The 21972-nt window shown below is 63.7% G+C and carries 18 protein-coding genes; 10 read left to right on the forward strand and 8 right to left on the reverse strand.

Annotation, left to right across the window (positions count from 1 at the left end; all coding sequences use genetic code 11):
- Positions 1–531 precede the first annotated feature (531 nt).
- Positions 532–1035 (forward strand): GFA family protein, encoded by a 504-nt coding sequence (locus IVA74_RS02990; RefSeq protein WP_247339737.1) that lies wholly within the window; start codon positions 532–534, stop codon positions 1033–1035.
- Positions 1036–1275: 240 nt separating this feature from the next.
- Positions 1276–2937: a thiamine pyrophosphate-binding protein gene (locus IVA74_RS02995; protein WP_247339739.1), complete on the forward strand. Its 1662-nt coding sequence runs from the start codon at positions 1276–1278 to the stop codon at positions 2935–2937.
- A gap of 116 nt (positions 2938–3053) precedes the next feature.
- On the opposite strand, the gene IVA74_RS03000 is transcribed toward IVA74_RS02995, so the two are convergent.
- Positions 3054–4433, reverse strand: coding sequence for an LLM class flavin-dependent oxidoreductase (locus IVA74_RS03000; protein ID WP_247339740.1), 1380 nt, complete (start codon positions 4431–4433; stop codon positions 3054–3056).
- Between the two features lie 241 nt (positions 4434–4674).
- Between IVA74_RS03000 and IVA74_RS03005 the strand changes: the two genes are divergently transcribed.
- The 6 genes from IVA74_RS03005 (at position 4675) to IVA74_RS03030 (ending at position 10343) form a co-directional block, all read left to right on the forward strand.
- Positions 4675–6084: a M20 family metallopeptidase gene (locus tag IVA74_RS03005; protein WP_247339741.1), complete on the forward strand. Its 1410-nt coding sequence runs from the start codon at positions 4675–4677 to the stop codon at positions 6082–6084.
- A 98-nt stretch (positions 6085–6182) separates the two neighbouring features.
- Entirely contained in the window at positions 6183–7094 is a 912-nt protein-coding gene (locus tag IVA74_RS03010; RefSeq protein ID WP_247339742.1) for an amino acid ABC transporter substrate-binding protein, read from the forward strand.
- 129 nt (positions 7095–7223) lie between these two features.
- Complete coding sequence (locus IVA74_RS03015; protein WP_247339743.1) at positions 7224–7955, forward strand: amino acid ABC transporter permease; 732 nt, start codon at positions 7224–7226, stop codon at positions 7953–7955.
- Positions 7956–7959: 4 nt separating this feature from the next.
- Positions 7960–8652 (forward strand): ABC transporter permease subunit, encoded by a 693-nt coding sequence (locus IVA74_RS03020; RefSeq protein WP_247339744.1) that lies wholly within the window; start codon positions 7960–7962, stop codon positions 8650–8652.
- 12 nt (positions 8653–8664) lie between these two features.
- Positions 8665–9396, forward strand: a complete 732-nt coding sequence (locus IVA74_RS03025) for an amino acid ABC transporter ATP-binding protein (protein WP_247339745.1) — start codon at positions 8665–8667, stop codon at positions 9394–9396.
- 86 nt (positions 9397–9482) lie between these two features.
- Positions 9483–10343 carry a D-amino-acid transaminase gene (locus tag IVA74_RS03030; protein ID WP_247339747.1) on the forward strand — a complete coding sequence of 287 codons (861 nt, stop codon included), beginning with the start codon at positions 9483–9485 and terminating at the stop codon, positions 10341–10343.
- Between the two features lie 118 nt (positions 10344–10461).
- On the opposite strand, the gene IVA74_RS03035 is transcribed toward IVA74_RS03030, so the two are convergent.
- From IVA74_RS03035 to IVA74_RS03045, 3 genes are all read right to left on the reverse strand, one after another.
- Complete coding sequence (locus IVA74_RS03035) at positions 10462–10923, reverse strand: carboxymuconolactone decarboxylase family protein (protein WP_247339750.1); 462 nt, start codon at positions 10921–10923, stop codon at positions 10462–10464.
- 29 nt (positions 10924–10952) lie between these two features.
- Positions 10953–12569: an MDR family MFS transporter gene (locus IVA74_RS03040; RefSeq protein WP_247339751.1), complete on the reverse strand. Its 1617-nt coding sequence runs from the start codon at positions 12567–12569 to the stop codon at positions 10953–10955.
- Positions 12570–12684: 115 nt separating this feature from the next.
- Positions 12685–13866 (reverse strand): HlyD family secretion protein, encoded by a 1182-nt coding sequence (locus tag IVA74_RS03045; RefSeq protein ID WP_247339753.1) that lies wholly within the window; start codon positions 13864–13866, stop codon positions 12685–12687.
- Between the two features lie 270 nt (positions 13867–14136).
- Between IVA74_RS03045 and IVA74_RS03050 the strand changes: the two genes are divergently transcribed.
- Positions 14137–15048 (forward strand): LysR family transcriptional regulator, encoded by a 912-nt coding sequence (locus IVA74_RS03050; RefSeq protein ID WP_247339755.1) that lies wholly within the window; start codon positions 14137–14139, stop codon positions 15046–15048.
- On the opposite strand, the gene iaaH is transcribed toward IVA74_RS03050, so the two are convergent.
- Both iaaH and IVA74_RS03060 read right to left on the reverse strand, forming a co-directional pair.
- The gene (iaaH, locus tag IVA74_RS03055; RefSeq protein ID WP_247339757.1) at positions 15043–16464 is read right to left on the reverse strand and encodes an indoleacetamide hydrolase; all 1422 of its coding nucleotides are present in this window, start codon (positions 16462–16464) and stop codon (positions 15043–15045) included. The genes IVA74_RS03050 and iaaH overlap by 6 nt on opposite strands.
- Positions 16465–16539: 75 nt before the next feature.
- Entirely contained in the window at positions 16540–19989 is a 3450-nt protein-coding gene (locus IVA74_RS03060; RefSeq protein ID WP_247339760.1) for an indolepyruvate ferredoxin oxidoreductase family protein, read from the reverse strand.
- A gap of 153 nt (positions 19990–20142) precedes the next feature.
- Here IVA74_RS03060 and IVA74_RS03065 point away from each other — a divergent pair, with 153 nt between their 5' ends.
- On the forward strand, positions 20143–20598 hold the full coding sequence (locus tag IVA74_RS03065; RefSeq protein WP_247339761.1) for an Lrp/AsnC family transcriptional regulator: 456 nt from the start codon (positions 20143–20145) through the stop codon (positions 20596–20598).
- 7 nt (positions 20599–20605) lie between these two features.
- Here the strand turns inward: IVA74_RS03065 and IVA74_RS03070 are convergent, their stop codons facing one another.
- Together IVA74_RS03070 and IVA74_RS03075 are read right to left on the reverse strand one after the other, a co-directional pair.
- The gene (locus IVA74_RS03070) at positions 20606–21427 is read right to left on the reverse strand and encodes an MFS transporter (RefSeq protein ID WP_247339763.1); all 822 of its coding nucleotides are present in this window, start codon (positions 21425–21427) and stop codon (positions 20606–20608) included.
- Positions 21424–21951 carry a hypothetical protein gene (locus IVA74_RS03075; protein ID WP_247339764.1) on the reverse strand — a complete coding sequence of 176 codons (528 nt, stop codon included), beginning with the start codon at positions 21949–21951 and terminating at the stop codon, positions 21424–21426. The genes IVA74_RS03070 and IVA74_RS03075 overlap by 4 nt, the downstream gene beginning before the upstream one ends.
- Positions 21952–21972 lie beyond the last annotated feature (21 nt).

The following is a 21972-nucleotide window of genomic DNA, read 5'->3' on the forward strand; positions in this document are numbered from 1 at the left end:
TCAGGGGTGAGCACACGCGAGCCCCTGATGATCAGGCGGGTGCGTCCGCGGACGGAGAAGTCGTGTGGTCCTGACGCCCGGGGTCTGTGCGTCAAGTCCCAGCGGTGATGTGGCGGCCCGACCGGGCGTGCGCATCAGTCATCGGCGGGACGACGGGGGCAATAGTGCATCGCTCCCCGGGGAGAGCACGAAGGACACCGTTAAAACCATCCGCGCAGGGAAGGCCGGGCGATCGGCCACCCCATCGGTCCACCCCGTGTGCACTCTTGTCGCGCACGGACCAACGGGTGCCGCCGGCGCCCGGCCTTCCCTGCGCCCTTTGGCTTCAGAGCGCGCGAACGAAACCTTAAAGCTCGGGCGAAACGCGCCGCGAGAACGCGAAGGCGTGTCAGCTGTCTGGAAGGCCCATTGAAAGAGCGATGCAGTTGCCCCAATCTCGTCATTGCGAGCGCCGCGAAGCAATCAAGGATCTTTCCGCAGAGACAGTCTGGATTGCTTCGCTGCGCTCGCAAAGACGATGAGGGAAGCACCATGGCCAAAGCCGCAGTCGCCGCAGGTATTGCCACCGGCCAATGCCTCTGCGGCAAGGTCACCTTCGAGATCGACGTCCCCGCACGCTGGGCCTGGCACGATCATTCCGCCGCCAGCCGTCGCGCCCACGGCGCTGCCTATGCGACCTATGTCGGCAGCTGGAAGAAGCGGTTTCGCATCATTTCGGGGAAAACCGCGCTCAGCCGCTACGAGGACAAGGCGACCAAGACCGCGCGCAGCTTCTGCGCGCATTGCGGCACGCCGATCACATACGAGCGCCCGCGCGGGCCGCACATGGTCAACATTCCCCGCGCGCTGTTCAAGGAGCGCACCGGCCGCCAGCCGCTCTATCACATCGCAATCGAAGAGCTTCAGGAATGGGCCTATACCGGCGAGCCGCTGGTGCCGCTGACGGGTTTTCCGGGCGTGGTCTGGCAGCGCTCGAAAAAGAAAAAGCGAGCCAGCGGCGAAGATCCGTTCGATCTGGGGCGCGCGGAGATGTAGCGCACTCCACTCTCGTGCCCCGGACGCAGTGCAGCGCTGCTGAGCCGGGGCCCATGCCTCAGCGAACTCGGCGCAAATCTGGGTCCCGGCTCTGCGTCGCAACGTTGCACGTTGCGCCGCGTCCGGGACATGAGACCGTCCCGCGCAACGCAGCCATGATCGCACTTCCTTGCGCGCGTCCCGCGATTTCGGCCATCATGCGCCTCTCCTCGCGGCAACGCCCGCGGGCCTGGAGGAAACATGAAGAACAAGATCACCGGCCGCTCCGCCTTTCTCGCGCTGCTCAAGGACGAGGGCATCACGCATCTGTTCGGCAATCCCGGCACCACCGAGCTGCCGATCATGCATGCGCTGAAGGACCATCCCGACCTCACCTATGTGATGGCGATGCAGGAGAGCCTGGTGGTGGCGATCGCGGATGGATATAGCCGCGCCTCCGGCAAGCTTGTCGCCTGCAACGTCCATGTCGCACCCGGCCTCGGCAACGCGATGGGCTCGCTCTACAACGCCCAGTTCACAGGCACGCCGATGATCCTCACCGCGGGCCAGCAGGAGCAGGGACACGGCTTGATGGAGCCGGTGCTGTATGGCCCGCTGGTGCGCATGGCCGAGCCGCTGGTGAAATGGGCCGTCGAGGTGACGCGGCTGGAGGATTTGCCGCGCATCGTTCGCCGCGCCGCCAAGGTTGCGATGACGCCGCCGACCGGGCCGGTGTTCATCTCGCTGCCCGGCGATATCCTCAACAGCGAGGCCGGCATCGATCTCGGCCGCTCCACCCGCATCGACGCCCGCACAAGGCCGTCGGACGAGGCGCTGAAGGCTTTTGCCGCGCGCCTGCTCAAGGCCGAGCGCCCCGTAATCGTTACTATGGACGAGGTGGTCAAGAGTGACGCGCTGAATGAGGCCGCCGAGCTCGCCGAGCTGATGGGGGCGGCCGCCTATCAGTCCTCGACGCCCTACGGTTCGCACTTTCTCTCCGAGAGCCCGAGCTTCGTCGGCACGCTGGCGCGCGTGCAGAAGGTCGCGCGCGACACGCTCGCACCCTACGATCTTCTGATCGCGCTCGGCGGCGATCCCCTGCGGATGTCGGTCTATAGCGAGGTCGATGCGCTACCGGATGGTCTCGGGGTCGTGCAGGTCGGCCTCGCCGATTGGGAGATTGCCAAGAACTACGGCGCCGAGATCGCGCTGAAGGCGGATCTGAAGGAGACGTTGCGCGCGCTGATTCCGGTGCTGAAGGAGATGGGCGGCGTTGCCCTGGCGAGCCGCGCGAAACAACGTCTCGCCGAACTCGCACCGCAGAACTGGACCGCGCGGCGCGGCGCGCTGGTGGAGCAGATCGGCAAGGCCGCGGACCGTAGCCCCATCGATCCGGACTGGCTGGTGTTGCAAATGGTGGAGGCCATGCCCGAAAACGCCATCCTGGTCGACGAAGGCCTTACCTCCAGCCGCCAGATCACGGCGTTGCGTGCGCACCGCGACCGCTTCGGCTATCACGGTCTCGCCTCCGGCGGCATTGGCTGGGGCCTACCGGCCTCGGTCGGCGCCAGCATTGCCAATCCGGATCGGCCCGTCGTCTGTTTCTCCGGCGACGGCAGCGCGATGTATTCGATCCAATCGCTGTGGACCGCGGCGCATCACAAGCTGCCGCTCAATGTCGTCATCGCCAACAATGGCGGCTACCGCATCATCAAGCAGCGCTTGCTCGCATTCCATGGCGACGACAATTACGTCGGCATGGATTTTGTCGATCCGCCAGTGGACTTCGCCGGGATCGCGAAGGCGCTGGGATGCGAGGCGATCAAGGTCAGCGATCCGCGGGAGCTGAAGGCGACGCTGGCGTCAGCGTTCAACCGTCCGGGGACGAAGCTGATCGAGGTGATGGTGGACGGGAAGGTGTAGGCACATCAACCGCTGTCATTGCGAGGAGCGAAGCGACGAAGCAATCCAGATTGTTTCCGCGGAGGGATCCTGGATTGCTTCGCTTCGCTCGCAATGACGAGGAGGCGGCAGCGGGCCTACCCCGTCTTCCCCACCCTGAACCCCGCCGCCGGATGCGGCGCACCTAGCCGCGCGCGCCCCTCGCCAAACAGCTTCTCCCGCAGCGTGCCCTGCGCATACTCTTTCTTGTATCTTCCACGCCGCGTCAGCTCCGGCACCAGCATGTCGGCGATATCCTCGAAATCACCGGGCGAGATCGCGAAGGCGACATTGAGGCCGTCGACATCGGTCGCCTCGAACCACGCCTCGATCTTGTCTGCGACCATCTCCGGCGTGCCGACCACGACAGGACCGGCCCCGCCGACGCCGACATGCTCGATGACGTCGCGCACGGTCCAGACGCGGTCGGGATCGGCGCGGGTGACGTTATCGAGTGCGCTGCGGCCGGCATCGTTCTGGACATGACGCACCTGCTGATCGAGTTCGTAGCCGGAGAAGTCGATGCCGGTCCATCCCGACATGAGGGCCAACGCGCCTTCCGGGCTGATATGCGACCGGTAGTCGGCATATTTGGCCGCCGCCTCGGCTTCCGTGTTGCCGAGGATGATCGTCATCATCGAGAACATCAGGATCTCCGCCGGATTGCGGCCGAACGCGGCGGCCTCCTGACGGATCGCCGACACGCGCGGCGCGATCACCTTGGCCGACGGCCCGGACATGAACACGCATTCGGCATGCTTCGCCGCGAACTGCCGTCCGCGCGGCGAGGTGCCGGCCTGATACAGCACGGGCGTCCGCTGCGGCGACGGCTCGCTGAGGTGAATGGTGTTGTTGATGCGGTAGTTCGCGCCCTCGTGGTTGACGCGATGGATTTTTGTGGGATCGGTGAAGATGCCGCGCTTGCGGTCGCGCAGCACGGCGTCGTCCTCCCAGCTCCCTTCCCAGAGCTTGTAGACGACCTCCATATATTCGTCTGCGATCTCGTAGCGGTCGTCATGCCCGGTCTGCTTGTCCTTGCCGGCCCCGCGCGCGGCGCTGTCGAGATAACCGGTGACGACGTTCCAGCCGATCCGTCCCTCGGTGAGATGATCCAGCGTCGACATCCGCCGCGCGAACGGATAGGGCGGCTCGAAGGAAAGATTGCTGGTGACGCCGAAGCCGAGATTCTGCGTCACCGCCGCCATCGCCGACAGCAGCAGCAGCGGTTCGTTCGACGGCGTCTGCGCTGCATTGCGCAAGGCTGCGTCAGGGCTGTTGCCATAGACGTCGTAGACCCCGAGCACGTCAGCCAGGAACAGGCCATCGAAGCGGCCGCGCTCCAGCGTTTTGGCGAGATCGATCCAGTAGGGCAGGCGGTTATATTCGGCCGTGCGGTCGCGCGGATGGGTCCACAGGCCCGGTGACTGGTGCGCGACGCAATTCATCGCAAAAGCGTTGAGCCTGATCTGCTTGGCCATGATGGTCCCCCGGCGCCCTGTACCGGGCGCTCTTCGAATGATAGAGCTGCGCCCGAACTTGGCGAAGTTCTTGCATATAACTCGACCTTGGCAAGGCCAAAATCAGCGGTGCTGCTGCGCTTGGCAAGCCAATCTCAAGAGAGCAAGAACGAAATCCCAAGACTATCGAAGTCCCCGCCACTTTCGGAGGCCCACCCGTCTCGGGTATGCTCTTTCGTCTCGCAACCTAAAAAAGAAAATAATGACCAGAGCCGATGCCATCGCCCGCGCCCGTGACGATTTCAAATTCGGCGCGTTCCTCACCGAACTCGACCGCCGCGTCGCCTACCGGACCGAGAGCCAGAATCCGAACCGGAGCGTCGAGCTGCGCGCCTATCTGGAACAGGAGATGGTGCCCGCTTTCGCCGCGCTCGACTTCGAAAGCCGCATGGTCGAATCTCCCAACGGCAAGGCGCCGTTTCTGTTCGCCGAGCACCACGAGAGCGAGACGGCGCCGACCGTGCTGATCTACGGTCATGGCGACGTCGTCGACGGCATGGAGGGCGAGTGGCGCGACGGCCGCGATCCCTGGCGCACGACGGTTGCGGGTACGCGCCTCTATGGCCGCGGCACCGCCGACAACAAGGGCCAGCACAGCATCAACATGGCGGCACTCCGCGCGGTGCGCGACGCCCGCGGCGGCAAGCTCGGCTTCAACGCCAAGTTCATCGTCGAGATGGGCGAGGAGACCGGCTCGCCCGATCTCGGCAAGGTCTGCGATCTCAATCGCGATGCGCTCAGGGCCGATCTGTTCATGGCCTCGGACGGGCCACGCCTGTCCGCCGACCGCCCCACACTGTTCCTCGGCTGCCGCGGCGGCATACGCATTCATCTCGATGTGAACCTTCGTGACGGCGGACATCATTCCGGTAATTGGGGCGGCGTGCTTGCCAACCCTGCGACCGTGTTGGTCAACGCGATCTCGACGCTGGTCGACGGCCACGGCCGCCTTCAGCTCGAAGCGCTGAAGCCGCCCCGGCTCACCAACCAGATCCGCAGCTATCTTGCCGACGTGCAGGTGGTGCCGACCGAGGACGAGCCGGCGCTCGCTGAGAGCTGGGGCGAAGAAGGGCTGTCGGCGGCCGAGCGGCTCTATGCCTGGAACACGCTTGAAGTGCTGGCGATGTCGTCCGGCAATATCGAGAAGCCAGCCAACGCCATTCCCGGCCACGCCAATGCCGTGCTGCAACTGCGTTTCGTGGTCGGCACCAAAATCGACGGCCTGATCGACGCCGTCCGCGCACATCTGGTCCAGAAGGGTTTTCCGATGGTCGAGGTGCGGGCGGCGCAGAGCTTTGCCGCCTCGCGCACCGATTTCGACAGCCCCTGGATCAAGTGGGCGGCGGATTCGGTGCAGGAGACCACCGGCAAGGTGCCGGCGGTGCTGCCGAACTTCGGCGGCTCGCTGCCCAACGACGTGTTTTCCGAAATCCTGGGCCTGCCGACGATCTGGGTGCCGCACTCCTATCCCGGCTGCTCCCAGCATGCGCCCAATGAGCACATCCTGCTGCCATTGACCGAAGAGGCCTTGACGGTGATGGCCGGCCTGTTCTGGGATCTCGGGGAATTGCCAGGACCGCTAACACGTCCGCTAACACGCCCGCTAACCTGAGCGTTAACCTGAGCCGCCATCCAGTCGAAAGTCACATTCTATTCCGGCTTGTTTTGTGCTTGCATCCCGCCGGCATCATCCTGAAAGGGGACCAAAAAGTGAAACACTTCCGTAGCATCGGCCTCGCGCTCGCCGCGACCTTCGCCGTCAGCCAGGCTGGGGCCGAGGAGCTGACCGGTACGCTGAAGAACATCAAGGACACCGGCGCCATCACGTTGGGCTTCCGCGACTCCTCGATTCCGTTCTCCTATCTCGACGACAACCAGAAGCCCATCGGATTCGCGATGGACATCTGCTACAAGATCGTCGACGCCGTGAAGAAAGAGCTCAAGCTCGACAAGCTCGAGGTGAAGCTCAACCCGGTGACCTCGGCGACCCGCATCCCGCTGATGGCCAACGGCACCATCGACCTCGAATGCGGCTCGACCACCAACAATGTCGAACGCCAGAAGCAGGTCGCCTTCACCAATACCCACTTCCTGACCGCCAGCCGCTACGTCTTCAAAAAATCAAGCGGCCTGAAGTCGATCGACGACCTCAAGGGCAAGACGGTAGTCTCGACTGCCGGCACCACCAACATCAAGCAGCTCACCGAAGCCAATGTGGCGAAAAGCCTCGGCGCCAACATCATTCCGGCCAAGGATCACGCCGAATCCTTCCTGATGGTCGAGACCGACCGCGCGGTCGCCTTCGTGATGGACGACATCCTGCTCGCGAGCCTCGTTGCCGGCTCGAAGTCGCCGGACGACTACGTTATCTCCAAGGATGCGTTCTCCAAGCCTGAGCCCTACGCCATCATGCTGCGCAAGGACGACGCGCCGTTCAAGAAGGTGGTCGATGCGGCGACCGCTGCGGTCTACACCTCCGGCGAGGGCCAGAAAATCTACGACAAATGGTTCACGGCCAAGATCCCGCCGAAGGGTCTCAACCTCAACACCCCGATCTCGCCCGAGCTGAAGCACGAGTTCGCCAAGCCGAGCGACTCGCCGAATCCGGACGACTATAAGTAAGCTCCGATCCGTCCTGGAATCAGGACTTCGGGATCAAAATGATGTCCGGCCACTCTTGACACCAGGGTGGCCGGACATTTGCATAGGCGCCCGGGACATCTGTGATTGGCGCGTTCGCGCGGGGGACACGTGAACTACCACTGGAACTGGGGAATTTTCTTCGAGCCCAACCCGATGGGGACCGGCACCTATCTTGACATGCTGCTGTCGGGGCTGGTGCTGACCCTGAAGACGGGCGTGCTCGCCTGGATCATCGCGCTGATTTTCGGCACGATCGTCGGCGTGCTGCGCACTTTGCCGTCAAAGACCGCGTCCTGGATCGGCTTTTGCTGGGTCGAATTCTTCCGTAACATGCCGCTGCTGGTGCAGCTGTTTCTGTGGTTCTTCGTGCTGCCGGAATTGCTGCCGAAATCGGCCGGCACTTGGCTGAAGCAAATGCCGAACGCACCGTTCTGGACGGCGGCGATCGGCATCGGCTTCTTCATGTCGGCGCGCGTCGCCGTGCAATTGCAGGCCGGCGTCGGCTCATTACCGCGCGGGCAGAGGATGGCCGCGACTGCGCTGGGCCTGACCACTGTGCAGGGCTACCGCTACGTGCTGCTGCCGATGGCGTTCCGCATTATCCTGCCGCCGCTGACCTCCGAATTCCTCAACACCATCAAGAACACGGCCGTGGCCATCACCATCGGCCTGCTCGAGCTCACCGGACAGGCGCGCTCGATGCAGGAATTCTCGTTCCAGGTGTTCGAGGCCTTTACCGCCGCGACCCTGCTTTATCTCCTCGTCAACGTCGTCGTCGTGACTGCGATGCGCTTCCTCGAGCGCTGGGTCGCGATCCCCGGCTACATCACGGGGAAATAGCGCCATGTTCAGCAATCTCGATTTCGACGTCATCCGCCGCGCACTGCCCTATCTGTTCTACGAAGGCATGACGTTCACGCTGATGCTGACGGGGCTCGCGGCACTCGGCGGCCTGGTCTTCGGCACGGCGATCGCGCTGATGCGGTTGTCCGGCTACAAGACGCTCGGATACGTCGCCGGCGTCTATGTCGACTTCATGCGTTCGCTGCCGCTGGTGCTGGTGATCTTCTGGTTCTACTTCCTGGTGCCCTATATCGGGCAGTGGCTGACCGGCTCGTCGCGCCCCATCAGCGTCGGCGCGTTCGCGTCCTCGCTCATCACCTTCATCATGTTCGAGGCCGCGTACTTCTCCGAGATCATGCGTGCCGGCATCCAGTCGATCTCGCGCGGCCAGCCTGCCGCGGCCAACGCGCTGGGGCTGACCTACGCCCAGACCATGCGCTACATCGTGCTGCCGCAGGCGTTCCGCAACATGCTGCCGGTTCTGATCACGCAGACCATCGTGCTGTTCCAGGACACCTCGCTGGTCTACGTGCTGTCGATTACCGACTTTCTGGGAGCTGCGAGCAAGGTCGCGCAGCGCGACGGTCGTTTGGTCGAAATGTATCTGTTCGCCGCAATCGTCTACTTCACCATCTCCTGTGTCGCATCCTACGGCGTCCGCCGCCTCCAGGCGCGCATCGCCATCATCCGTTAGAGCGTATCGGTCATGATCGAAATCAGCCACGTCGACAAATGGTATAGCCCGACCTTCCAGGTGCTGACCGACTGCACCACCAGCGTCACCAAGGGCGAGGTCGTGGTGGTCTGCGGTCCCTCGGGCTCGGGCAAGTCGACGCTGATCAAATGCGTCAACGCGCTGGAGCCGTTCCAGAAAGGCGACATCAGCGTCGATGGAACCAAGGTCAACGATCCCAAGACCAATTTGCCGAAGCTGCGCTCGCGGGTCGGCATGGTGTTCCAGCACTTCGAGCTGTTTCCGCATCTGAAGATCATCGACAATCTCTGCCTCGCACAGCAGAAAGTGCTCGACCGGTCGCGCGACAAGGCGGTGGCGAAAGGCATGCAGCTGCTGGAGCGCGTCGGTCTGAAGGAACAGGCGCAGAAGTTTCCCGCGCAACTGTCCGGCGGCCAGCAGCAGCGCGTGGCGATCGCCCGCGCGCTCGCGATGGATCCCATTGTCATGCTGTTCGACGAGCCGACCTCGGCGCTCGACCCCGAAATGGTGAGCGAGGTGCTCGACGTCATGGTGGACCTCGCCCATGAGGGCATGACCATGATGGTCGTCACCCACGAGATGGGCTTTGCCCGCAAGGTCGCCAACCGCGTGATCTTCATGGATCGCGGCGAGATCGTCGAGGACGCCCCGAAGGAGGATTTCTTCGGCAAGCCCCGCAGCGACCGCGCGCAGAAGTTCTTGTCGAAGATTTTGTCGCATTAGTCGTCTGACGCCAAATAGGGTTTATCGGTGCCTGCGAATTTCGTATAGCAGCGGAAGTTCCGTTTATTCCCGCCAGGAGACCTGCCTTGGACTCGATCGCCTACGTCAACGGCTCATTCGTCCCGCTCTCGGACGCTAAAATCTCGGTCCTCGATCGCGGTTTCCTGTTCGCCGACGGCATCTACGAGGTCTCGGCGGTGCTTGACGGCAAGCTGATCGACAACGCCTCGCATCTGACGCGGCTGGAGCGCTCGGTCGGCGAAATTAAGCTAAAGCTCCCCGAGACGGTCGAGCGCATCACCGAGATCCAGAAGGAGCTGATCGCGCGCAACAGGGTCGAGAACGGCCTCGTCTATCTCCAGGTCACGCGTGGGGCCGACAAGGGCCGCGACTTCGCCTTCCCCAAGGGCGACGTCAAGTCGAGCCTGGTGATGTTCACCTCGGAGAAGGACATCATCAACGCGGCATCGGCCAAGACCGGCATCAACGTCATCACCGTGCCGGACATCCGCTGGGAGCGGCGCGACATCAAGAGCGTCGCGCTGCTGGCGCAGGTGCTTGCGAAACAGGCCGCGGCCGAAGCCGGTGCGGGCGAGGCCTGGATGCTGGAGGACGGCTACGTCACCGAGGGCGGCTCGTCCTCGGCGTTCATCCTGACGCAGGACGACGTCATCGTGACCCGCAAGAATTCCAACGCGATCCTGCCGGGTTGCACCCGCAAGGCGGTGGTGGCTCTTGCCGAAGAGCGCCAGCTCCGGGTCGAGGAGCGTTCCTTCACGGTCGCCGAAGCGCTCGCCGCCAAGGAGGCCTTTGCCACCTCGGCGTCGCTGTTTGTCCAGCCGGTGGTTGCGATCGACGGCAAGAAGATCGGCGACGGCAAGCCCGGCCCGATGGCAACAAGGCTGCGCGAGATTTATGTGGAGTTCGCCAAGGCGACGGCGGTCTGACGAAGCTGCCGTAGGTGGGCAAAGGCGCGCTTGCGCCGTGCCCACCTGTTCTCTCGCGTTCGCTGAAAGACGGTGGGCACGCTTCGCTTTGCCCACCCTTGTATTAGCGCGCCGCAGCTCACGCCACCGACGCCTTCACTTTCACCGGGTGAATCGCCCGGAACGCGATCGCCAACCTGTTCCAGGCATTGATGGCCCCGATCAGCATCGTCAGGTTGACCGTCTCCGCATCGGAGAATTGTGCGCGGACCTGCTCGTAGACGTCATCAGGCGCGTGCGTCTCGGAGATCAGCGTCACCGACTCGGTCCATGCCAGCGCGGCGCGCTCGCGGTCAGTATAGAGCGGGGATTCGGGCCAGGCGTTGAGCAGATAGATGCGCTGCTCGGTCTCGCCGCGCTTGCGGGCGTCCTCGGTGTGCATGTTGATGCAGAAGGCACATCCGTTGATCTGCGACGCGCGGATCTTGACGAGCTCGATCAGCGATTTCTCCAGTCCCGTCGACTGGATCTGCTCTTCCAGCGCCATCAGCGCCTTCATCGTGTCGGGTGCGGCCTGGTAGAAATTCATGCGGGGTTTCATGGTCGTTCTCCTTGCTTGCTGGGTTGGTGTCAGTGGGCGCCACCGGCCGAGGCATGGCCGGCCTTCTTCAGGAAGAGGGTAGCGATCAACGCGACGATCAGTGCCACGCCGAGCAGATAGAAGGTGTCGCTGAAGGCGAGGATATAGGCCTGCTTCTGCACGATATGGCCGATCGCGACATAGGCGCGATGCGACGCGTCCGCACGGTCGAGGATGCCGTGATTGACGAAGTATTGCGTGAGCTGTTCCATCCGCGTCCGCGTCGCCTGCTCGAACAGCGAGACCGACTGCATCAGCACGTTGGAGTGATACTGCTCGCGCTTGGTCAGCAGGGTCTGCAGCAGCGCGATGCCGACGGCGCCACCGAGATTGCGCATCATGTTGAACAAGCCGGAGGCCGAGCCCGCGTTCTCCGGTTCGATGCCTGACGTCGCCACCGCAGACAGCGGCGCCATCACCAGCGCCTGCCCGATCGCACGAACCACATTGGGCCAGAGCAATTGATCGGCGGCATAGTTGCCGGTCATGTAAATATTCATGAAGTTGGAGGCCGCAAACAGGACGAAGCCGACGCCGATGATGAGCCGCGCATCGAGCTTCTGCATAAGGCGTGGCACCAGCGGGATCAGCAGGAGCTGCGGCAGGCCGGTCCATGCCAGTACCATGCCGATCTGCTCGGCATTGTAGCCCTGGATGCGGGCCAGATATTGCGGCAGGATGAACACCGAGCCGTAGAGCGCGATTCCCAGTAGGAAGTTCGCGAGCATGCCGAAACCGAAATTGCGGCGAACGAGCAGACGCAGGTTCAGGAGCGGCTTCTTCACCGTGAGCTCGATGATCAGGAAGGCGGTCAGCGCGACGGCCGCGATGACGGAGAGCTTGACGATGAAGGGCGAGCCGAACCAGTCGTCCTTGTTGCCTTCCTCCAGGACGGTTTGCAGCGCGGACAGTCCGATCGCCATGGTGATGATGCCGGCCCAGTCGCCCTCGCCCAGCAACGACAGCTTCATCAGCTTTGCGTCCAGCGCGTACCAGAGCATGCCGACCATGATCGCGCCGGGGACGACATTGACGTAGAAGATGTACTGCCAGCCAAAATTCTCGGTGAGATAACCGCCGATGGTTGGGCCGATCGCGGGCGCGAACGTCGCCGACAGCGCAAACAGCGCAAGCCCGACCGGCTGTTTTCCGCGCGGCAGCAACGTGATGATCAGCGTGAACGCCATCGGGATCAGCACGCCGCCGGTGAAACCTTGTACCGCCCGTAGCACGATCATCTGCGGCAGGTCCTGCGCCAGCGCACAGGCGGCCGACAGGATCAGGAACAGGACCGCGTTGGTGAGGAGATAGATGCGGATCGAAAACACCTGCGCGAGCCAGCCGGACAGCGGGATCACCACGATCTCCGCGATCAGATAGGAGGTCGAGATCCAGCCGCCGTCGTCGATGCCGGCGCCGATCGCGCCCTGGATGTCGGCGAGCGAGGCATTGACGATCTGGATGTTCAGCACCGCCATGAAGGCGCCGAGCGTCGCGCCGATCACGGCGATCCAGGTCTTGGTGGAAACCGCCGGCGTGGCGGGTGCGGCTCGAGCGGGAATGCCGGCGGCGGAAGCGGCGTTCAGCGCGGGTTGGAGTGTGCTCATGGAAGGCCTCGTCTCGGATATGGAGACAGGATGCATCAGGCGAGTGTTTTCGATAATCGAGGAAGCGTTGGAAGGATCGTCCGGCAGGACTTGATAATGCTGCCGGAGTTGGCCTTTAGCCGCCGTTGGGTCGCGTCGCATTGTCGGCGAGGCGCTTGGCCGTCTCGCGTTCGGCCAGCACGGTCGCCTTGGTGTCGACTGTCGGCTCCGCCGACATACCGGGGCGCAGCAGCCCGGTCAGGCGGTGGTCGTCGAGCACGATCTTCACCGGCACGCGCTGCACGATCTTGGTGAAATTCCCGGTGGCGTTGTCGGGCGGCAGCAGTGCGAATTCGAGGCCGCTCGCCGGCGACAGGCTGTCGACATGGCCGCGCAGGGTCTGGTTGCGGAAACTGTCGACATGCAGTTCGACCGGCTGGCCGGCGCGAACATGGGTGAGCTGGGTCTCCTTGAAATTGGCGACCACATAGACCGCATCGAGCGGCACCACCGCCATCAATTGCGTGCCGGCCTGCAGGAACTGTCCCACGCGCAGTGAGCGGGCGCCGACCGTGCCGTCGACCGGCGCGGCAATCTCGGTGTAGGAGAGATTCAGCGCCGCCTGCTCGGCGACCGCGCGCGCGTGTTCGAGCTGGGCTGTGGCTTGCGCGCGCTGGGTGGTGAGTACGTCTACCTTGCGCTGTGCGGCCACGAGGCCCGACTTCGCGTGCTGCAGTTGCGCGTTGCTGGCGCGCAACGCAGCGTCAGTCTGCTGGGCGCGCTGGATCGTCCCGGAGCCCGACTTCATCAAATCGTCGTAGCGGGCGCGCTCCTCCTGCGCGAATTTCAGATTCGCGTCCGCGGCAGTCACATCGGCCGTGCTCTGCTCGATGATAGGCTGCTGAAGTTCGAGTTGGGCATCGAGGTTACGCACAGACGCTTCCGCCGCAGCCACATCGGCGCGCGCCTGGTCGAGCGCCGCCTTGAAGTCGCGGCCGTCGATCTTTGCCAGCACCTGGCCCGCTTTGACCTCTTCGTTATCGCTGACCAGCACCTTGGCGATGTAGCCCGAGACTTTTGGCGCGACGATCGTGGAGTCGGCCTTCACATAGGCATCGTCGGTTGTCTCGAGGTAGCGCCCGGTGGTCCAGTAATCGTGTCCGTAATGGACAATCGCTGCCGTGCCCGCGAGAAGGGCGAGCACCAATGCCGCGCGCCGGACGATATTCCGCGCAGGCACCGGAAGCGGAACCTTGGGGTTATCATGAGTGATTTCAGTCGCTTGCTGGAAGTTTTCGGTGCGGGGCATCTCGGACATCGCGATCTCCTATCGGCTGACTGAGAGTATCGGTCTTCCTGACTCGCGCGATAATCGGCAAAATGCCGGAAGGATTATCCATTTTGAGTGGATAGTTGGGGCCATCGCTTGGGTGTGGGGTGTACCGAGCCAGGGGGGCGACTGCCCCAGAGCGATTGCCGCGTCTGTCGCGCGATTGCTGCTAATGCATGCGCGAACCGTGGGACGATCGGACGGATAATCCGACTAAATTCCTTGCGATTATCGAACAAGAGCGGATAATCAGCCTGCATGGATCGATTGACCAGCCTTGAAGTCTTCAGCCGGGTGGTCGAGACCGGCGGCTTCTCTGCAGCGGCCCGTAAGCTCAACATGTCGACCACCATGGTGAGCAATCACGTTCAGGCGCTGGAAGACCGGCTCGGCGTGAGGCTGCTCCAGCGCACCACGCGCAAGGTCAACCTCACCGAGATCGGCAGGGCCTATTACGACCGCTGCATCCAGATCCTCGCCGATATCGAACAGGCCGACGATATCGCGAGCGAGTTGCAGTCGGTGCCTCGCGGCACGCTACGGATCCACGTCGCCACGCACATGGTGCCGTTCGTCGCGCCCGTGGTGGCGAAGCTCCTGTCGACCTATCCAGAGCTCAGGATTGATCTGCGCATGGGCGAAGCCGACATCGACCTCATCGAAGAAGGTTATGACGTTGCCCTGCGCATGACCTCACCGCCGGATTCGAGCCTGATCGTCCGCAGCCTCGCCACCTGGCGCCACGTGCTGTGCTGCTCGCACGACTATCTCGAAAGGCACGGTCGCGTGCAGAAGCTCGATGAGCTCACCGCGCACAATTGCGCCCGTCACTTGAACTATCCGTTCGGCGACGATTGGCGCTTCTTCGATCGCAAGGGCACGCCGGCATCGGTGCGAATTTCGGGCAGCTTCATCACCAACAGCGGTGAGGCCTTGCGAAAGGTGGCGCTGGAAAGCGCTGCCGTCTGCCTGATGGCGGGTTTTCTCGTCCAGGACGATCTCGAAGCCGGTCACCTCGTTCGCCTTCTGCCCGAATATCGTCCCGTCGAGATGTCGATGAACGCGGTCTATCCGCACCGGCATCATCTGTCGGCGAAGGTCAGGACCTTCATCGACATGCTCGTGCATCACAGCGCCGAGCAGCAGAAGCTGATCAATCCCTACTCATGACCGGGGCGGCGCCGGCAGCCGCCCGAACACTTTTTCGAGCGCCATGCCGACCGCAAGCAGGCAGCGATCGCTGCCTGCGGGACCATCCAGCTCGAGCCCGATCGGCAGTTTGCTGACCGCGCCGAGCGCAATCGGAATCTGGATTCCGGGAAGCCCGGCATTGCTGCCGGGATCGGTGTTCTGGATGAACAGGCCAAAATTTTCGGGGCTGCTGGCGTCGGGGTTGGAAGCGATCGCAACGCGCGGCGTGGTGGGGAAGGCGATGGCGTCGAGCCGGTTGTCCGCAAAGGTCCTGCCGTAGAGCGCCTGCAGGGCGGGACGCGCGGACTTGATGGCGGCCTCATAGATCGGGCCGGCATCGACCAGGGTATTGTCGGGACCAGGCAGTTTGCGCGGGATCACGAGGCCATCATAGGTATCCTTGACGTCGGGGCTCGCGATCTCCCGCGCCAGTGCGTCGATGGTGATGCCGGTGCCGGTGCCTGCGAGATAGGCCACCATGTCGTCATAGGCCTCGTACAGCGCGATGGGAAAGCCGACCTGGCCGTTGAGTTCGGCCAACTGCGGCATCTCGATATCGAGGACCGTGACGCCCTGTGTCTTCACTTTCGCGACCGCCGCCTGGAAGGCGGCATCGGTGTCGGTATCAAGATTGATCAGCATCGACCTCACGATGCCGATTCGTATCTGCTTCAGATCAGCCGGTTGAACGGCGTCGCCGCCCGCAATGACGCGGTCGAGCAGTTCGACATCCGCCATGGTCGCGGCCATCGGGCCCGCGGTGTCGCGGGTGTGCGAGATCGGCGCGATGCCAGCTTGCGGATAGCGTCCGACCGTCGGGCGCAGCGAGGCACATCCATTCAGTGCGGCGGGCACGCGGACCGATCCGCCAGTGTCGGTTCCGAGCCCGCCCGCAACGATCCGCGCGCCGATCGCGGCACCCGTGCCAGACGAGGAGCCGCCCGCGATCAGGGCACGGTCATAGGCGTTGCGCACGCCGAACTCCGTGCCGGTCTTGAACGCAGTGTTGTAGCCGGAGATGCCGAAGGCGAGCTCGTGCATGTTGGTCTTGCCGATGATGATCGCGCCCGCCGCGCGCAACTTTGCGACAACAGGCGCGTCAGCCTTCGGAACGTATTGCTTCAGCGCCGGTGTTCCTGCGCTACAGGGAAGCTCCGCGACCTCGATATTGTCCTTGATCACGATGGGCACGCCGCCGAGGGGCTTGCTGTCGCCCGTCGCGTCGAATGCGGCCGAGGCCTTCAAGGCACCAACCTCGTCCAAGGTGACGAAGGCATTCAGATCGGCATTGGCCTTAGCGCGGGCAAGAGCTTCCGTCGTGAGCGCGGTGCTCGTGATTTTTCCGGCGCGGAGGTCGGCCACGGCCTGGGTCAGGGTTAACCGGTCGAAATCCATGATGCGTCACCCGATTGCAGGAGCGCCATCAGGGCGCCCCTCAGCTTCAGAGGCTGAAGCCTCATCGGCGCCCCGTCAACCGTAGGCGCGCATCTTTGCAGGTGACGGCGCATCGAGCTCGGCGAAGAGCCGTTCGACCTCGGCCTTCACCTTTCCAATCGCGGCGTCCTTAACCGGCCCGTAGCCGCGGATATCCATCGGGGCTTTTGCAATGGCGATGAGGTCAGGCAGATGCGCTGCGTCGAGCCCGCTGAGAAGCCGGTTGATGACGCGATCGTACCAGGTGATCAGCTCCCGTTCGGCGCGCCGTTCCGCCGTGTAGCCGAACGGATCGAACGGCGTCCCGCGCAATCCCTTCATCCGCGCGAGCATGGCAAGCGGTGTCTGGATCCATTGCCCGAAGGCGCGTTTGCGCGGACGTCCGCGGGCGTCGCGCCTCGACGGCAGGAACGGCGGGGCGAGGTGATATTGGATGCTGAAGTTGCCTTCGAACTCGCCTTTCAACGCGTCGAGGAAACCACCCTGCATATGCAGCCGCGCCACCTCGTACTCGTCCTTGTAGGCCATCAGCTTGAACAGGGCGCGCGCGACGGCCTCGGTCAACGCCTCGCTGTTCAAATTGGCTTCGGCATTGCGAACGTTTGCAACGAGTGTCCGATAATGCGTCGCGTAGGCGCGGTCCTGATAAGCGGTGAGGAAATCGGCGCGGCGGTTGATCAACTGGTCGAGCGTCTCGGCCTTGGACGCCTCGTCCGTCTTCGGCAGAAAGTCCGGATCGGCGGTCGCGATCCGGCCCCAGGCAAAGGCCTGCTTGTTGCGCTGGACCGCGACGCCGTTGAGCTCGATCGCGCGCAACAGCGCCGACAGCGAGACCGGCAGCAGCCCGCGCTGCCAGGCAAAGCCCAGCATGATGATGTTGGCATAGACGGCATCGCCGAGCAGGCGCTCGGCAAGCGCGTTGGCGTTGATAGTGTCGAGATTGCCGTCGCCGATCACCTGGCCGATCGCGCGCAGGCGAGCGGGTGAAGCGAGATCGGCGTCGCGGAAACGGACGACGTCACCGGTCGGCATCTCCGCGGTGTTGACCGCGGCGCGCGTGCCTTTCCGATAGGTGCCGGACGCCTTTGGCGACGAACTGACGACGAGGTCGCAGCCGATCAGCGCATCGGCCGCGCCCTGGTCGATACGCACCTGATGCAGCGCCTCGGGAGTTGGCGCAAGCCGGATATAGCTCAGCACCGGCCCGAATTTCTGTGCAAAGCCGGTAAAATCCAGTACCGAGACGCCGCTTCGTTCGAGATGCGCCGCCATGCCGATCAGCGCGCCGACCGTGATCACGCCAGTGCCGCCGACGCCCGTGATGAGCAGATCATAGGGACGGTCGAGCGTTGCGGGCGCGGGCAGGGGAAGCGTCGCCGCGTGGCCGACCGCGTCGATCTGGCTCGCGCTCTTCTTTCGGCGCGTCGCACCCTCAACGGTGACGAAGCTCGGGCAGAACCCGTTGAGGCAGGAGAAGTCCTTGTTGCAGGATGAGAGGTTGATCTGGCGCTTCCGGCCGAACGGCGTCTCTTTGGGCTCGACGCTGAGACAGTTGGATTCGATCGAGCAGTCGCCGCAGCCTTCGCAGACGAGGTCGTTGATATAGGCAAAGCGTTTGGGGTCGGCCATCTCGCCACGCTTGCGCCTGCGCCGCTTCTCTGTCGCGCAGGTCTGCTGATAGATCAGCACCGAGACGCCGGAGATTTCGCGCAGCTCGCGCTGCACGCCGTCCATCTCGTCGCGCGGATGGATGGACACGTCGACCGGCAGATCCCCTGGCGAAAATTGGGTGGGATCGTCCGACACCAGCGCGATGCGCGCAACGCCCTCGGCGCGGACGCTGTGCGCGATGGCGCGGACGCTGACCGGGCCGTCAACAGGTTGGCCGCCGGTCATCGCGACCGCATCGTTGAACAGGATCTTGTAGGTGATGTTGGCCTGAGCCGCGATCGCCTGCCGGATCGCCATCGAGCCCGAATGATAATAGGTGCCTTCGCCGAGATTCTGGAAGACATGCTTTTTTCCGGTGAAGCGTGACGAGGCCGCCCAGTTCACGCCTTCGCCGCCCATCTGGATCAGCGACGATGTCTCTCGGTCCATCCAGCTCGCCATGAAATGGCAGCCGATGCCGGCCAGCGCCTTCGACCCCTCCGGCACTTTTGTCGAAATGTTGTGCGGGCATCCGGAGCAGAAATACGGCGTGCGCGTCGCACCAGAGACGTTGATCGTGCGGGCGGCTTCCGGCAACAGGGTCGCTGCCCGCGCGGCGAGATTGAGGCCTGGGAACATCGGATCGAGCCGGCGTGCGAGCACCCCGGCGAGCGCACGCGGTGACAATTCGCCGATCCAGGAGATCAGCCGCGCGCCGGTCTCGTCATGCTTTCCGACCATGCGCTCGGGCTTTGCGCCGGGATAGTCGTAAAAATATTCCTTGAACTGGCTCTCGATGATGCCGCGCTTCTCCTCGACCACGAGGATCTCGCGCTTGCCTTTCACGAACGCCATCGCGTCATGCAGCGCCAGCGGCCAGACCATGCCGACCTTGTAGATGTCGATGCCGATGCCGCGGCAGGCCGCTTCGTCCAGGCCCATCAGCCGCATCGCTTCCATCAAATCGAGATGCGCCTTGCCCGTGGTGACGATGCCGTAGGTGGCGCCCGAGATGTCGTAGATGTGACGGTCGATCGGGTTGGCCTTTGCGAAGGCGTAGACCGCGTGCTTCTTCGCCTCCAGCCGCTCCTCGATCTGCGGCCCCGGCAGATCCGGCCAACGATAGTGCAGCCCGCCCGGTGGCGGCGCGAAGTCCGGCGTGTGGAAGGCGCGCGGCGGGCGCAGCGCAACAGACGCGCCGGATTCCACGATCTCCGAGATTGCCTTGAAGCCCACCCACATGCCGGAGAAGCGGCTCAGCGCATAGCCATATGCGCCGAACTCGAGATATTCGGCGACGCTGGCGGGGTGCAACGTCGGCATGAACCAGCTCATGAAGGCGACGTCGGACTGGTGCGGCATCGAGGATGAGACGCAGCCATGGTCGTCGCCGGCGACCACCAGAACGCCGCCATGCGGCGAGGAGCCGTAGGCGTTGCCGTGCTTGAGCGCATCGCCGGAGCGGTCGACGCCGGGACCCTTGCCATACCAGAGCCCGAACACGCCATCGACCTCGCGGTCGGCTTGCGTCTCGACCTGCTGCGAGCCCAGCACCGCGGTCGCGGCAAGATCTTCGTTCACTGCGGGAAGGAATTCGATGCGGTCGCGCTTCAGCCGCTCCGGGATGCGCCAGAGCTCGAGATCGACGCCGCCGAGCGGCGAGCCGCGATAGCCTGAGATGAAGCCGGCCGTGTTCAGCCCCGCGGCACGGTCGCGCCGCACCTGGTCGAGCGCGATGCGGACGATGGCCTGCGTGCCGGTGAGGAAGACGCGTCCCTCGTCGCGATCGTAGCGGTCGGAGAGCTCGTAGGCGTCGAGTGACGGAATGGCGTCCATGGCGGACCTCCCGCGGCATCCTTGCCGAATGGGAGAAGAGTAGGCTTTGGTGACTGGTAGGTCTTACCTGATTTACCCGATGACGCGTCCGTTCTGGTAGAATTATCCGGTACGGTCTATAAGGTGGTTGGATAATCCATCTTAGTGGTTTGCATGATCGAAGACCAGGACGCGCGGATTCTCGCCTACCTTCAGAGGGACGGCCGCGCCACCAACCAGCAGCTCGCCGACGCGGTCGGCATGTCGACCTCGGCGTGCTGGCGCCGGGTGCGTGCGCTCGAGGAGAGCGGAGCCATCCAGGGCTATGCGGCCCTGGTCGCGCGCGAGCAGGCGGGCTTTGCGATGTCCGCGATCCTCCACGTCTCGCTGGAACGACACGACGCAAAATTCGTCGACGAGTTCGTCGCGCGGGTGACCACGCGGCGTGAGGTGCTGGAGTGCTTTGCGACCACGGGCGATGCCGATTATCATTTGCGTGTCGTGGTGCAGGACATGGCGGCCTACAACAGATTCCTCGACGAGTTCATGTTCCGCATCCCCGGCATTCGCTACGTCCGCAGCAACGTGGTGCTGAAAGAAATCAAGACCAGCGTCGCGCTGCCGTTTTGAGGCAACTTCATCCGCGCCGCAGTTGGCGCAGCGACAGCATATGCAACAGGATCGAGCTCGGCACCACGAAGGCAGGGGTCAGCACATTCGGAAAGGTGTCTACGGCCATGGCCGGGCCCTCTGGAATGATGAGCTGGAACGGACCCGGCGACATGATCATCCCCAAGGTGATCGCGACGGCGAAATCAGCGAGGCCGAAGATGTTCCAAAGCATCGCCGTTTTTCGACCCTCGACCGTTCCGGTCGCCAGGGCAATCGCCGCCGGTACCGCGAACAGGCCGGTCAGCACATCGCCAGTTCCTGCCGGCAGCGCCCATAGGCCCGGCATCACCCCCCACAGCCAGTAAACGAGCCATTGGCTGCCAAAGACGCGGTAAAGCTGCAGGGCGATGAGCCACGTCATCGGCATTGCATCGAGCAACTGTCCCACCCGCTTCGACAGCAGCAACACCGGAGTCCCGACGATCACCGGCAGCAGGATCGCCGCTGGAAGCAGCGGCAAGGAGGAAGCGCCCGCGCGGAACGCGCCGTTGATGGCTGCCGTCCAGGCGACGGCGGCCCAAAGCGTGAAAGGGACCATGACGGCTAGCCAGGTCGCCTGGCGTTGTCTTGGTGTCAACGCGGTGCCTTCGAGGCCGAGCCACAATCCAAGCGCGATGAACCCATGGACCATCAGCCGAACGCCAAGGGCCGGAAAGCCGCTCTCCGGAAGCGCGGGTAGCGCGTAGATCAACCAGGTCCACAGCGTCGTGAATGCAACGATCCACGTCAGGGTGAGCCAGGCGGGCCGCGGGGCCATCACGCCAGCGGAAACAGCATCGGCGTTCATCGGCGTTCCTCCCGCTGCGTCACGGTGCTTTCTTCCGCTGATCCGGCCCTCAAGAGAAGCATGAAGACGAGAACATGGCTGACGAGCAGCAGCGGCACGTAGAGGGCCGGGATATAAATCCCGGCGCCGAACAGGCCCGGATTCTGGATTTTGGTTACGCCCATGTAGTACGCATTTAAAAGGTCCAGCGTGCCCCAGACGTTGAATATCCAGACCATCGGAATGGCGATCGACCATCGCCAGGACAGCGCTGCCATTGACATGAGAGCGAGCGTGGCGGCGATGAGATCTCCCCATCCGACCTCGCTGGCGAAATCCGGGCTCAACTCCGAAGACACGAATCCGGCAACCATGAAGTTCATCCCCAAAAACCTGAACGCATGGAACGCAGCGAGAAGTCTCAGGGCGTCATGGCGCGGCATGGCGCGGAGCGCCGGCCAAACATAGATGGCGGCCACCACCGAGCTTGTCAGGAAAGCCCCGGCGACGCTGAGAACGAACGGAAGGTTAAAGCTCGGTGGCACGTTCGGATGTCCTTGTGATTG

This window comes from Bradyrhizobium sp. 132, from assembly GCF_023074185.1.
Taxonomy (GTDB): domain Bacteria; phylum Pseudomonadota; class Alphaproteobacteria; order Rhizobiales; family Xanthobacteraceae; genus Bradyrhizobium.

Excerpts from the sequence above, each read along its gene's own strand:
- IVA74_RS02995 (WP_247339739.1), top strand. The coding sequence starts at position 1,276 with ATGAAGAACAAGATCACCGGCCGCTCCGCCTTTCTCGCGCTGCTCAAG.
- IVA74_RS03035 (WP_247339750.1), bottom strand. The coding sequence starts at position 10,923 with ATGAAACCCCGCATGAATTTCTACCAGGCCGCACCCGACACGATGAAG.
- IVA74_RS03000 (WP_247339740.1), bottom strand. The coding sequence starts at position 4,433 with ATGGCCAAGCAGATCAGGCTCAACGCTTTTGCGATGAATTGCGTCGCG.
- IVA74_RS03050 (WP_247339755.1), top strand. The coding sequence starts at position 14,137 with ATGGATCGATTGACCAGCCTTGAAGTCTTCAGCCGGGTGGTCGAGACC.
- IVA74_RS03040 (WP_247339751.1), bottom strand. The coding sequence starts at position 12,569 with ATGAGCACACTCCAACCCGCGCTGAACGCCGCTTCCGCCGCCGGCATT.
- IVA74_RS03060 (WP_247339760.1), bottom strand. The coding sequence starts at position 19,989 with ATGGACGCCATTCCGTCACTCGACGCCTACGAGCTCTCCGACCGCTAC.
- IVA74_RS03070 (WP_247339763.1), bottom strand. The coding sequence starts at position 21,427 with ATGAACGCCGATGCTGTTTCCGCTGGCGTGATGGCCCCGCGGCCCGCC.
- IVA74_RS03025 (WP_247339745.1), top strand. The coding sequence starts at position 8,665 with ATGATCGAAATCAGCCACGTCGACAAATGGTATAGCCCGACCTTCCAG.
- IVA74_RS03020 (WP_247339744.1), top strand. The coding sequence starts at position 7,960 with ATGTTCAGCAATCTCGATTTCGACGTCATCCGCCGCGCACTGCCCTAT.
- IVA74_RS03065 (WP_247339761.1), top strand. The coding sequence starts at position 20,143 with ATGATCGAAGACCAGGACGCGCGGATTCTCGCCTACCTTCAGAGGGAC.
- IVA74_RS03045 (WP_247339753.1), bottom strand. The coding sequence starts at position 13,866 with ATGTCCGAGATGCCCCGCACCGAAAACTTCCAGCAAGCGACTGAAATC.
- iaaH (WP_247339757.1), bottom strand. The coding sequence starts at position 16,464 with ATGGATTTCGACCGGTTAACCCTGACCCAGGCCGTGGCCGACCTCCGC.
- IVA74_RS02990 (WP_247339737.1), top strand. The coding sequence starts at position 532 with ATGGCCAAAGCCGCAGTCGCCGCAGGTATTGCCACCGGCCAATGCCTC.
- IVA74_RS03005 (WP_247339741.1), top strand. The coding sequence starts at position 4,675 with ATGACCAGAGCCGATGCCATCGCCCGCGCCCGTGACGATTTCAAATTC.